The 12,916-nt window shown below is 52.2% G+C and carries 11 protein-coding genes; 5 read left to right on the forward strand and 6 right to left on the reverse strand.

The genetic code is table 11. The annotated features are described in order from the left end of the window. The first annotated feature begins 123 nt into the window (after nucleotides 1-123). From ACT3TY_RS08765 to ACT3TY_RS08775, 3 genes are all read left to right on the forward strand, one after another. On the forward strand, nucleotides 124-1,149 hold the full coding sequence (locus tag ACT3TY_RS08765; RefSeq protein ID WP_444627933.1) for a CNNM domain-containing protein: 1,026 nt from the start codon (nucleotides 124-126) through the stop codon (nucleotides 1,147-1,149). A gap of 121 nt (nucleotides 1,150-1,270) precedes the next feature. Beyond that, nucleotides 1,271-2,230 carry a calcium/sodium antiporter gene (locus ACT3TY_RS08770; protein ID WP_441678240.1) on the forward strand — a complete coding sequence of 320 codons (960 nt, stop codon included), beginning with the start codon at nucleotides 1,271-1,273 and terminating at the stop codon, nucleotides 2,228-2,230. Nucleotides 2,231-2,289: 59 nt separating this feature from the next. Continuing rightward, nucleotides 2,290-2,835, forward strand: a complete 546-nt coding sequence (locus ACT3TY_RS08775; RefSeq protein ID WP_444627934.1) for a hypothetical protein — start codon at nucleotides 2,290-2,292, stop codon at nucleotides 2,833-2,835. 29 nt (nucleotides 2,836-2,864) lie between these two features. Here ACT3TY_RS08775 and ACT3TY_RS08780 read toward each other — a convergent pair whose 3' ends face one another. Together ACT3TY_RS08780 and ACT3TY_RS08785 are read right to left on the reverse strand one after the other, a co-directional pair. Continuing rightward, complete coding sequence (locus ACT3TY_RS08780) at nucleotides 2,865-4,655, reverse strand: TRAP transporter permease (RefSeq protein WP_444627935.1); 1,791 nt, start codon at nucleotides 4,653-4,655, stop codon at nucleotides 2,865-2,867. Between the two features lie 85 nt (nucleotides 4,656-4,740). Next, nucleotides 4,741-5,709 carry a TAXI family TRAP transporter solute-binding subunit gene (locus ACT3TY_RS08785; RefSeq protein WP_444627936.1) on the reverse strand — a complete coding sequence of 323 codons (969 nt, stop codon included), beginning with the start codon at nucleotides 5,707-5,709 and terminating at the stop codon, nucleotides 4,741-4,743. A 505-nt stretch (nucleotides 5,710-6,214) separates the two neighbouring features. Here ACT3TY_RS08785 and nhaD point away from each other — a divergent pair. Next, nucleotides 6,215-7,690, forward strand: a complete 1,476-nt coding sequence (nhaD, locus tag ACT3TY_RS08790) for a sodium:proton antiporter NhaD (protein WP_444627937.1) — start codon at nucleotides 6,215-6,217, stop codon at nucleotides 7,688-7,690. 82 nt (nucleotides 7,691-7,772) lie between these two features. On the opposite strand, the gene ACT3TY_RS08795 is transcribed toward nhaD, so the two are convergent. From ACT3TY_RS08795 to ACT3TY_RS08810, 4 genes are all read right to left on the reverse strand, one after another. Then, a complete protein-coding gene (locus tag ACT3TY_RS08795; RefSeq protein WP_444627938.1) occupies nucleotides 7,773-10,379 on the reverse strand; it encodes an EAL domain-containing protein in 2,607 nt (868 codons plus the stop codon). Nucleotides 10,380-10,386: 7 nt separating this feature from the next. Continuing rightward, nucleotides 10,387-11,058: a glutathione S-transferase gene (locus ACT3TY_RS08800; protein ID WP_444627939.1), complete on the reverse strand. Its 672-nt coding sequence runs from the start codon at nucleotides 11,056-11,058 to the stop codon at nucleotides 10,387-10,389. Between the two features lie 127 nt (nucleotides 11,059-11,185). Beyond that, complete coding sequence (locus ACT3TY_RS08805) at nucleotides 11,186-11,764, reverse strand: antibiotic biosynthesis monooxygenase (RefSeq protein WP_444627940.1); 579 nt, start codon at nucleotides 11,762-11,764, stop codon at nucleotides 11,186-11,188. Nucleotides 11,765-11,958: 194 nt separating this feature from the next. Then, nucleotides 11,959-12,186: a DUF2835 family protein gene (locus ACT3TY_RS08810; protein WP_444627941.1), complete on the reverse strand. Its 228-nt coding sequence runs from the start codon at nucleotides 12,184-12,186 to the stop codon at nucleotides 11,959-11,961. A gap of 126 nt (nucleotides 12,187-12,312) precedes the next feature. Here ACT3TY_RS08810 and ACT3TY_RS08815 point away from each other — a divergent pair, with 126 nt between their 5' ends. Continuing rightward, nucleotides 12,313-12,903: a putative metalloprotease CJM1_0395 family protein gene (locus ACT3TY_RS08815; RefSeq protein ID WP_444627942.1), complete on the forward strand. Its 591-nt coding sequence runs from the start codon at nucleotides 12,313-12,315 to the stop codon at nucleotides 12,901-12,903. Nucleotides 12,904-12,916 lie beyond the last annotated feature (13 nt).

Genomic DNA, 12,916 nt, shown 5'->3' on the forward strand with positions numbered 1-12,916 from the left:
GTTATACATTATATAGCTTTTATTAAAACAACATAAATTAGAAGTCGGCGCCATTTTATTGACAGTCAAAACAGCTTAACTATAAAGATCTTAACGCTCTCTTTATCTGGCGAGACATTATATATGGTGCTCTTAACAATCATTGTTATTTTAACTATTTCAGCTTCTTTCCTTTGTTCGATACTTGAAGCCTCATTGCTGTCGATTACACCAAGCTATATTGCTCAGCTTAAAGAAGAGCGTCCTAAATTACATAAAGCACTTGATACATTAAAAGCCAATATCGACCGCCCGCTTGCGGCCATTTTAACGCTTAACACTATCGCTAATACGGCGGGCGCGACCGGGATAGGCGCTCAGGTAGCCGCTGTATTTGGGGATGTTTATGTCGCTGTTGCCTCGGCAGTTATGACCATTCTCATTCTGGTATTTTCAGAAATTATTCCTAAAACGTTAGGTGCCAACTACTGGCGCCGTTTGGCTCCTTTTCTGCCTCCTATTTTAAATACCTTAATGGTGGTGTTAATGCCCTTTATCTGGCTATCAAAAATGATTACTCAACGGCTGGGTGAGGCAGATGAAGGCATTGATGTACGCAGTGAAATCAAAGTATTAGCGCGCGCAGGCTTGGAAGAAAAAGTGATGGATAATGATGAAACACGTACGATCACTAATATCCTTAATCTGCATGAGATTCCGGTGACCAAGGCGATGACACCACGCGCCGTCAGTGAAACGGTCACCCCGGAAATGACAGTGAGCGCTTTCGATGAGCGCTTTGGCAAGCTCTCTTTTACGCGCTACCCTGTGATGGACGAAAACGAGCAGGCGTTAGGCTATGTACATAAGCTTGATGTTTATCACGCCGAGCCTGGCCAAACCATGCAAACGTTGATGCACCCGATGGGGAGCATCGCCGATAGCGCAAGCGTTGAGCAGGTATTTACGGACATGCTAACCAGCCGTCACCATATGCGTGTGATCCATGATGAACATGGGACATGGCTTGGCATTATTACCCTTGAGGACGTTATCGAAACGATCTTGGGTCAGGATATTGTGGATGAAACGGATAAAATTCAGAACCTTAGAAACCATGCCAAGCAGCGTTGGCTCAAGCAAGTAACGTCCGACACGCCCCTTCACTAGCTGGCCCTTAGCGAATATTTGAACCCCCTATGGCTGAAAAATAATGTGTCTCGCCACGTACCGAGTTTACGCTTATAGTCACTAACAATAAGCGCTTAGACTACATGAGAGGCCCTTTATGCTGCTTTATGGACTGAGTTTATTAGCCGGTATTGTGCTTTTAACGCTAGGTGGCGAAGGATTGATTCGCGGCGCCGTCGCCGGGGCCAAACGGCTGGGCGTATCACCGCTGTTTACCGGATTGGTGATTGTCGGCTTTGGTACCTCATCGCCTGAACTGGTGGTCTCGATCCATGCCGCCATGAACCAGCAGCCCGACATTGCGATTGGCAATGTGGTCGGCAGCAATATCGGCAATATCCTGTTGATTCTGGGCCTTTGTGCACTTATCTGCCCGCTGACCACCCAGCCCCAAGCGCTTAAGCGCGATGGGTTGGTAATGATGCTCGCCACTGGGCTGTTTATTCTTTTAGCGTTTAACGGCAGCCTGGGGCGTTTCGATGCAGCAGTGCTACTCGCAAGCCTGGCGGCTTATCTGGTATGGGCCTACCGCAGCGAAAGCGGCCAGCACTCCCCTTCTGCCGAGCTACACACGGCCGAGGCAGAGGAAGTGACCCAACTGCCCAGCAGCACGCTGTTTATCGTGGTGGCTTTAATCGGCGGGTTGGCTCTACTGATCGGCGGCTCCCAATTGCTGCTTTATGGCGCCGTCGGCATTGCTCAGGCGCTGGGGATTTCAGAAGCGGTTATCGGGCTTACCATCGTGGCGATCGGCACCTCACTACCTGAGCTCGCGGTATCGGTGATCGCGGCGCTGCGGCGTCATGCCGATGTGGCAGTGGGCAACATTCTGGGCAGCAATATCTTTAATTTACTCGGCATACTGGGCGTCTCCGCCTTTCTTCAGCCGCTACCGCTTGTTGAGCGCATGGCATCCTTTGACCAGTGGGTAATGCTGGGCGCCTCTGCGCTGCTGATTGCTTTCCTCTATACCGGCCTACGTTTATCACGTGGTGAGGGGTTATTGCTCCTGGTAGGATATATAGCGTATTTAACGGCCAGTTTTACAGTGATTAGTTAGGCTTTTTACGACAACGGCTTGCGCTCGACCATACGGCGTTAACGGCATAAGGAAGCACAATGATTCTTGGTACTCTGGGGCCTGAAGGCAACAATCATGCGCTGGTCGCTGAGCGCTATCTCAGTGGTCGGGCAGCGCATGGCGGCCAATGTATTTTCTTCGACACGTTTGAGGCGGCTTTCGAGGCACTGCTGGCCGGAGAGCTCACCCATGTACTGCAATGTACGGCCCACTTCAGCCATGCCGACTGCGTAGGTCGCTATATGCATCGCGCCTTTCCAGTCGATACGTTTATTGCGGGCAGTAAGCCGCTGGCGCTGCTCGCCCGTCGTGATGCTTCCGAACCAGAACACATCGCGCTTCAGCCTGCCACGCGTTACTACACTGATTTAAGCGCGTTCAAGACGATCATTGAGGCACCGACAACCGTCGACGTTGCCAATGGATTAATCGAAGGTCGTTATCAAGCCGGCATTTGTGCAGAAGAAGCATTGGCCCAGGCACCTGACACGCTAACCTTGGTACGCTCGCTAGGACCGGCCATTGATAGCTGGGTTATCTACGCCAACGAAGCGTTGAATGAGGGTTCGCCGCTGCATTTATAGCGTGCATTAGCAGCGGCGAACCCGGCAAGCTAGAGTGCGAAGATAATCAGCGCGCCCACCACCACAAGCGCCAGGCGCAGCCAGAGCGCTTTATGGGCAATGATGCCAAAGGAGATCGCCCCCAAGCCTACGGCCACCTTGGCGGTATCGAACAGCGCACCAGCAGGGTCAAAGGCAAGCCGAATCATGTCAGGATTAGCGACCATTGCTAACGGAATGATATAAAGCCCAATACCCAGCGCCATGGCCTTCAGCGCTACCTTAAGCCAGTTCTCTCCCACCATGCCCGCCGCGATAAAGACACCACCACACACCGGCGGTGTAATCGTCGACAGTAGCGCATACCAGAAGACAAATAAGTGCGCGAGTAACAGCTCAAGCCCCAGCGATGTCAGTGCAGGTCCCGCCACTGAGACACAGATGACATAAGCGGCCGTGGTGGGGACTTCCATGCCCAGAATCAAACACGCCAGTGCCGTCAACAACAGCGCCGGCCACAGCATATCGTTGGAAAGCGACAGGATACCGGAGGTAATTTTCACCCCAAGCCCGGTCAGCGAAAGCACGCCTATCACCAGCGAGGCGCAAATAATAATCGCGCCAATCATCGCAATCTGCCGCCCAGCGGTCACCATGGCAAGCATAAATCGGGTTATAAAACCGGAAAGAGAAAAACGCAGTGTGACGTTAAAAAACAGCAGGGCCAAACTGGCAAAAATGGCAATGCTCGCCGCATACTGAGGGGTGTATCCGCTGATAAAAATACACGCCAGCAGCAACACAAACGGGACCGCAAAAAATAGCGAGGTAATCAGCACCTCTTTACGGCTGGGCTGATCGCTTTTATCCAAAGGCTGCAAATCATGCCGAGTCGCGTAAGCATTAATCCCCATCCAGACCGTTAGAAAGTAAAGAAACGCCGGTAAAACAGCCGCCGCCATAATCTGCGTGTAGGGGGTTCCAGTGAGCTCCACCATGACGAAAGCCCCCGCTCCCATCAAGGGCGGCATGATTTGTCCACCCGAGGAGGCCACGGCTTCCACCGCCCCTGCCAGGGATTTCGGATAACGCAAACGCACCATGGAAGGAATGGTAATGGCCCCGGTAGACGCCACATTGGCGGAGGCCGACCCGGAAATGGACCCCATCAGCGCCGAAGAGATCACCGAGACTTTAGCCGCGCCACCGGTTAATCGGCCCGCCACAGCACTTGCCAGATTCATAAACCCTTGGCCTGCCTCGCCCGCGTTAAGCACAGCTCCAAAAATAACGAAAATCGCGACGACGCCCACACTGACACCGGTAAGCGATCCCCACAGCCCGCCTTCGGCAATGGTCAGCGAGCCCACCATGCTTGGCAGGGGAATGCCTGGGTGACCAAACGTGCCAGGAACATACTGTCCAAAAGCGCCATACAGCAAAGCGAGCAACGCAACCAACGGTAAGGGCCAGCCAATAGCACGGCGCGCCGCTTCAAGCGCCAGAGCGATCAAAAAAAGCCCAATCCCCATCTGCAGATGGCTATCAATAAAACCGTACTGGTTAGCCAGTGATGCTTCGTTAAGGGCGATATAGCCACAGGCCGCCACACCCAGTAGTGTCAGCACCCAGCCACTCGCCCGCTGCCAAGGCGTTTTAGCCATAAATATCAGCACCCAGGGCAGCAGTAATGCCATATGCAGCGGTCGACTAATTAACGCAGGCGTTAACCCGTAAAAGATAAGCCCCATGTGGAAAACCACGCTTAAGGTGCCCAGCGCTACCCAGCCACGCGCAGCGGGCGCCTCGTCGTCTAGCGTCGAAGTTGAAAAAAGTGTCATGCCCTATGCCTATCAGAAACGAGTCAACAACAAATAGCGACGCCACGAAGCGGACCTCGTGGCGTCGGCACTGCCTGAGGGAGAATTAACGCAGCGATTCGGGAACGTCGATGCCGGCTTCCTCGTAATAGCGCAGAGCACCGGGGTGCAGCATACCTGCCATATTGGCAAGCTGGTCCGGGGTAATACCGCCCCACCACGCGGTCTCTTCAGCCATGGCGTCACGGCGTTCCCAGAAGGTTTTGGTCAACGTATACGCGGTTTCGTCATCCATTTGTGATGTGGTATACGCCATGACCGGCAACGACGTGGTTTGTACGTCCTCATCAATACCTGGGTAGGTGCCGCCAGGAATTACCTGACGCGGCGCGCCGGTCATGTCGATCTGCTCGTCAGTGAGACTCACCATCGCAATCGGCATGCCCGCAGCCACTTCGATAATATTGGGCGTTGGATAAGAGCTGGCGGTTACAAAGCCGTCAATCTGTCCGTTTTTCAACGCGTCGGGGCCGCTGCCCAAGGCAGCATCGGCGACCTGTACACTCTCTTCCAACCCAAACAGCGCCAGGTAACGCGCGGCTTCACGTGCGCCGAACGTGCCCCGGCCAATCAGGATATGTTTATCTTCAAGTTCCTCAATACCCACGACACCTTTATCCTCGCTCAGGATGAAATGCATGGTAATCGCTGGAATGGGAAACAGGCCGCGGATCTCCTGAAAACGTGGGTTCTGACGTTCAGCAAAAGGCCCTTCACCCGCCATGGCCTGGTCAACCAATGCAGGCGGCGTGGTAAAAACATAGTTACCCTGGCGCGCCATGACTTCCATCACGTTTTGCACCGAGCCTTGGCTCTCTTCCAGGGTAAGAATAATAGCGTCATCCGTGCCTTGGCGAATGGCTTCTGATAACTCGACGCCCATCTGATAATAAGCCGTTCCCGCCGTTGCCGACTTATAGGTAACGCGGGTTTCCGCTTGGGCAGCCAGGCTAAGTGAAAGCGTGGTGGCTACGAGTAAGGGCGTGCATAAAGCAGAGCGTATAAAGGGGAGCATGTGTCAATTCCTGGTATCCAGCGACCTCAACGGCCTGATTTTTTTGTCGCGCTGAAAGAATAATAAACGCCAGCGGGCCAGGTCGTGAACAGTGCCCCGCCTAGCGCCGCTAACATTAGCATGTAATACGCCGAGCAGGAACGCTGTGCCTCAACGGAGTAGCCCGACCAAGACAGCCCTATCCAGCACTGAATTCGATGCATGGGCAGCACTGACGAGCAATAATGGCAAACAGAGTATGGCGGCCATCGTTCGTCTTACTGCATTGCTTATCGCTTGCAACTTTGGTTTATTACCATAAAGATTAATCACTATTAAAATGTATCGCACTTTATCAACAAACTTACCATTAGCTAAATGGGTAATTTGCTAAAAAAAGATGCCATAGCGAGTTAATAAACGATCTTTATTCGGTTTTATTCTTTATTTAGAAAACAGGCAAGTTGTTATACTTAACGCCGCTTATTAACCCTTCCTACCACCTTTAAATAAGGATAAACGCATCATGTTGACGCAGGATTGCGACCCAGGCCAGCCGAGATTTTCTCGTCGCTGGCTTTTTTTGTTAGCCCCCTTACTATTTTTCTATAGTGTGTCGACCTTTGCTGTGACGGGTGAGATTGATTTAACGACATCTTTTATCGGTTTTTTTGCTGTCGCCATTTTTGTTTTGGCATATGCCTTGGTGATGGCAGAAGAAAAGATTCATATGCGTAAATCCAAGCCAGTGCTAATAGCGGCAGGTATTATTTGGAGCCTCATCGGCTGGGTGTATGTTCAAAACGGCATGTCAGAAACCTCAGAATATGCGTTTCGCATGACCCTTTTAGAGTTCACCGAGCTGATGCTGTTCCTGCTGGTAGCCATGACGTATATCAACGCCATGGAGGAGCGTCGAGTATTTGATGCTTTGCGCTCCTGGATGCTGCGTAAAGGATTTAACTATCGCACGCTTTTCTGGCTGACCGGCGGCTTGGCATTTATTCTTTCACCGATTGCCGATAACTTAACCACCGCGCTGCTAATGTGTGCCGTCATTACCAAGGTGGCCGAAGGTGACAAGCGCTTTATTAACCTGGCGTGCATTAATATTGTGGTCGCCGCCAATGCGGGGGGCGCCTTTAGCCCATTTGGGGACATCACCACGCTGATGGTATGGCAGGCAGGTATTCTTCAGTTCCAGGAGTTTTTTACTCTTTTCCTCCCTTCGTTGGTTAACTTCCTGATTCCGGCCATGATCATGAGCCTGTTTATCAAGGACCAAAAGCCCGGTAGCGTGTATGAGGATGTGCAACTGAAACGCGGTGCACGACGGATTATCGTGCTTTTCTTACTGACCATTTTAACCGCCGTCATCTGCCACACCTTCTTACACTTGCCGCCCGTGCTTGGCATGATGACAGGGCTTGGTTATCTTCAGTTCTTTGGCTTCTACCTACGCAAGAGCCTGCCCCGTTCGCTGGAGCGTAAGCGTGAACGCTACAGTCGTCGTGGGGATAACAAGAAACTGGCGCAATTAGGTAGCGTGGTACCGTTTGACGTATTTAACCGCGTGGCACGGGCCGAGTGGGACACACTGCTGTTTTTCTACGGCGTGGTGATGTGCGTAGGTGGGCTTGGCTTTATGGGCTATCTTAGTCTGCTGTCCGATGCGCTTTATACCAACTGGGATGCCACGTGGGCGAACATTGTGTTGGGGGTGGTCTCCGCTGTGGTGGATAACATTCCCGTGATGTTTGCAGTGCTCACCATGCAGCCCGAAATGTCTGACGGGCAGTGGCTGTTGATCACCCTAACCGCCGGTGTTGGAGGCAGCCTGCTCTCTATTGGTTCAGCAGCTGGCGTTGCGGTTATGGGCCAAGCACGCGGCTCTTATACCTTTATGGGCCACTTGCGCTGGACGCCGGTTATTCTATTGGGCTACATCGCCAGTATTGCCGTTCATTTATGGCTTAATGCAGGAAGCTTTACCGCCTCTTAAGACAGATTGATACGCTGTTTTTTAACACACGCCCTCACCATAATTGATAACGCCCTTATCCAGGGCGTTATCGTTTAGCTTTTTAGTAGCTTTCAAACAAGCGATCAATGGGTGTCGGTCGGCCAAACAGGTAGCCCTGATAACGATAACAGCCATGACCTTTTAGCCAATCCAGTTGCTCTTGCTTCTCGACCCCTTCGGCTACCACCGTTAACCCAAGGCTCACTGCCAGCAAAATGGTGGTATCGACGATGGCCGCATCCGCTTTATCGGTTAAAAGCTCACGGATAAACGACTGGTCAATCTTTAGTTCATCCAAGGGCAGTCGTTTAAGATAGCTTAACGACGAGTAGCCAGTACCAAAGTCATCAATCGCAAAGCGAACACCTTGCGCGCGCAGTTTGAGCATTGTATTGCGCACACGTGTTGGATCACGCATTAACAGGCTTTCGGTGACTTCCAGCACCAGCCGCCCAGGCGGCGCTTGGGTCTGAGCAAGAAGACCTTCCAAGTTGCGTACAAATTCAGGCTGCTGAAACTGTACCGAGCTCACGTTAACGGAAATCGTCAGCGCAGCATAAGTGGCCTGGTTGGCCCACTTGGCAAGCTGCTCGCAGGCAGAATGAAGCACCCAATAACCAATGGGTATAATTAGCCCATTCTCTTCTGCTAGAGGAATAAAGGTCGATGGCGGCACCCAGCCTCGCTGGGGGTGACACCAGCGTAAAAGCGCCTCCACACCGGTGGTAATGCCTTGATGATTTACCTGAGTTTGATAGTGCAACGCCAGCTCATGACGTGCCAGCGCATGGTGTAAATCGGCTTCAAGGTTGGCCCGCTCGATCAAGCGTGTTTGCATACTGCGATTAAAAAAGCGCAGCGTATTCCCACCCGCGGCTTTAGCCTGCTGAAGTGCCAAGTCGGCCTGTTGGAGCACGCTGTTCATACTATGATCAGAGCCATCGAATAGCGTAATACCAATACTGGCGTTGACGGGCAGCGAACGCCCCGTACGCAGTTTGGAGATAGCGTCCAACAACTGCTTAGCTGTGCGTTCAGCGCTTAGCGCAGCATCCGCCTGATGCTCGCCCAGCTTTGCCAGTAGCGCAACAAACTCATCCCCACTAAAGCGGGCCAACACAGCCCCTTCTGGTAACAGCGACCGCACCTGCTTGGCCACATCAATCAACAACTGGTCGCCACTTTCATGGCCCTGAATATCGTTAACGAGATGAAAGTTATCCAGATCAATGGTCAGCAGTGCGCTATAGAGATGGGACGTATTCTTCTGCTCAATTTTCCCGCTTAACGACTCCATCAATAAGCGTCGATTAGGCAGGCCTGTCAGCGCATCGTAAAACGCCAGATGATTGGTACGCGATTGCAGCTCAAGGTAATCGGTTAGTTCAGTGGAAATACCGCACAGACTCGCGGGCTCGCCTGGGGAGAGGGACAACGGCATTTTAATAGTAACAAACGTGCGAACCTTATCGTTGTGCCGTAGTACGTTACTCTCTTCGAGCGTTATTTTTTTGCCTGATTCCATCACACTGCGGTCAATCTGGGCTATTTCATTCGCGGTTGTACGATCAAAAAATGCCTCGTCGCTCTTACCCAGAATTTGCTCTTTCGGCAGCCCAAAGAGCTCAACCACCCGCTGGTTGACAAACTGGTAATGTAACGAGGGTGTTTTGATATAGATGTAAGCGTCCACGTTATTAAGAATAGTGGCCAGCATGGCCTCATTAGCATCGAGCTGTGCCCTATTTAGCGTGACACGCCGTTTAAGCCACCATGCACTGCCTAGTGCCACAGCCAGTAGCGCCGTTAACAGACCAAGCCCGCCCCATAACCAGGCAGAGATCGTATCGGGTGGCGTTTCGGCACGCCAGGAACGCAGTATCCTAAAATACGCTGAACGTGGATTTTGCTTCCAACCAAGCAGCACATCGTCGATACGGTTCAGTATGGTTGCCGACAAAGTAGGCGACCCGGCATAGAACAGCCGGATAGGTTGAAAGATGATGGGCGTTTCATATAGCCCATAGTCCTGCGCGCGCCAGTCTCCGAAGATGTGGTCGGTAACCGCCAGGTCCGCATCCCCCATGGCCACGGCTTGAAAAGCATCCGCATAGCTATCAACGGGCAACCAGGTGACCGCAACACCGAAGCGTTCTGTCACGGCGCTCAGGTAGTTCTGTTGAATAGAGCCATCTACAATGGCGACGCGTTTTTGTTCAAGGTCAAGAATCGCCTCGACCCGCTCGTTTTCGCGCTGATAAATCTGCGACCAGCTTTGGATAATCGGTTCACGATGAAACGCGATACGTTCACCACGCTCTTCACCCCAGGCAGTCCCGGGCAATATATCGATATCACCCTGTTCAAGCAGGGTAAGACAGTGGTGGAATTCGCAGGCAATACTCTCAAGCTGCCAATCCTCTTCTTGTGCAATTGCTGCAAGCAGCTCACCCAAAATGCCGCGCAAACGCCCCTGGTCATCCACGAATATTTTTGGCGGATTGTTATAAACGCCCACCAACAAGGTGTCGCTGGCCATGCTTGAAAAAGCCAAACTCCAGAGGCCCAGCAACGTAGCGGCCTTAATAGCGCCTCTGCGTGTACGAGCAAGCAGTCGTCCTGACATCAACCACAGCGGGTGAGTAACGTATCCAGCCTTATCCTGCATCGTCCTGTTACTCGCCTGGCATAGTGAGCGGGCCTGCTCGCTCGACCACACGCTGCCAGGCAGGGTCAGCATCAATACGCGCTACAAACCGCATAATGGCGGGATACGTTGTCAGCGTTTGGGTGGCAGCTATGGCCTGAAGAGGAAAGCTCATTTGAATATCGGCCCCGCTTGGCCACTCACCTGCAAAGTTCTCTTTACGCGCTAAATGATCTTCGATAAAGCCCAGGTGCTGCTTAAGCGGAGGCGCTAAAAATTGCTGACTAACCTTATCGCCAATGCCTTTAGCGAGCGGTTTAATTAACCAGGGAGACTGTGCGGGTATCTTTTTAAACACCAGTTGCATCACCAGCAGCGGCATTAAAGAGCCTTCGGCATAATGTAGCCAATAGCGGTAATCAACCCAGTCGGCGATATTATCGGCAGAAGGTTGCAAGCGCTCTTTGCCGTAGGTGTGTATTAAGTAATCAATGATTGCCCCTGACTCTGCAATCACTAACTCGCCATCCATAATGACTGGGGACTTACCTAAAGGATGAATGTTTTTTAGTGTTTCAGGCGCCTGCTGAGTTTTACGATCACGCTGATATACATGGATGTCATAGTCCAACGCAAGCACTTCGAGAAGCCATAAAATTCTATGTGAGCGTGACTTTTCCAAATGATGGACGTGAATCATAAAGTACTCCATGAAGGCAATGTAATACGCAGGCGCTAGGCCTGCAGCAGTTGTCCTTTTACTGCAAGCTTAGTTAGCGTAGCAGCGTTGCCCCTCATGGAGTACATATATCCAGGTAAAAAAAGCCTTATGTTCGATTAATGCGCCGCACATGTATCCACCTATCCATTGGTGACCACTTCCCTTGCAGCCAAGGCGACAGTAACCGTGTGGAGAGTGGAATAAACACAAACACCATCACTGGCGTTAATATCAGAGTGCTCACTAACACGCGCGGGATCAGTGCCCAATCGGCCAACATACCGCCAAATACCCACTGAAAGAGTAACGAGATAGGAAAAAAGGCCAACCAAACGGCAACGGCCTGCTTCCAGCGAGGCGGCACACTGCCTGAGCCGGTTTGAAACCAGGCATCCAACCCCGTGGCACGGTGCTCATGAGGCGCATCATAAAGCCCCTTGCCGCGCACAAGCCAAGCAAGCCGTGAAGCCGAGTGCTCCCATGCATGGAGCGTTTCACTGCTGCTAAAGCGGAAAATAATCTGGTATTCGTCGTGATGCTCGGGTGGCGCAAGCACACCTGAGCCCAGATAACCTGGAAAATCAGCCGCCAGCTCGCGTCCTTCGTTCAACCACCGATTAAAATCATGATAACGGCCGCTGGCAATGCGCCGAGCTACCATCAATGTGACAGGTGAGGCAGACATGGTATATCTCCTGATACAACCACAACCAATGCTGGATAAGCAGGTTGTAAACGATCCGGCGGATAAGCCCGATCGCGTTAACGGCATAAACGGGGAAAACCGCTTATGAGATGGCATAATTATATAGGCAATAGTAATGCCATGTACGGGTTATTTAGCAGGTGGCGTTTCGTCGCTTTAAGTATGCACGCGTGTTAAAGATGAGATAGCGGCTGGATATTCGTAAAGCGCCCTTGCGCTGAGAACTCCAGCCGGAAAATGCCATGAACACCGTTTTTCCCTACCACACGTCGAATAGCGTCGGAGGGAAACACCACCCAACGCCCATCCACGCTGCGGGTACGCACGTTGGCAACGCGCCCTTCATAATGGGCCAGACATTCATCGGGACTAAGATGGAGAATCACATCAATGGACGGCATAGCGGTATCAGTTAAAAACGGTTATCCAGCAAGTGACATGCCCTTGCACGCCTCTATTGGTTTACGAATGCGCTATAGTAACGCAACCGTACAATAACGTAATGACTCAAGCGGCGGTAACTGCTTATGGATGCGACCATCAGTGCTTTTTCCCCGGTTGGGGCAGCATATTCCACGGCCTCTCATCGTGGGTCGTCGACTGACGACACCGAGGACACGCTAAAAGCGCCTTCCACCTCCGAAGACGAAACGGCCAAAACAGATAATGAGGCGGCTGCCCCTACGCGCCCCGATGGAACGCCTCTAGCGCCGGAAGAAATCAAGCTGATTGAGCAGTTAAAGCAGACCGACCGGAATGTTCGTCAGCATGAGATGGCTCACCAGATTACCGGCGGGGCCTATACCGGTGGCGCCACTTACGAATATGAAATAGGCCCGGATGGAAAGAAGTACGCCGTTGCGGGTGAAGTGCCTATCGATTACGGCCCTATCCCGGGGGACCCACAGGCCACTATCGAGAAAATGCAGACGGTGATTGCTGCCGCGCTGGCGCCAGCCGACCCGTCGCCAAAAGACGTGCAGGTAGCCGCCCAAGCTCGCCAATACTTGCTGGAAGCCCGCCTTAAGGCTTCCCAGCAAGAGAGCGCCACAAGATCTGCGCAGAGTGAACCTGAGCAGAACGAGCCTGAAGCGGCTAACTCAGAACAAGCCGCTTAACCGCTGCCCCGCA

Origin of the sequence: Halomonas sp. AOP22-C1-8, assembly GCF_052378905.1 — a bacterium.
Lineage (GTDB): Bacteria > Pseudomonadota > Gammaproteobacteria > Pseudomonadales > Halomonadaceae > Vreelandella > Vreelandella citrativorans.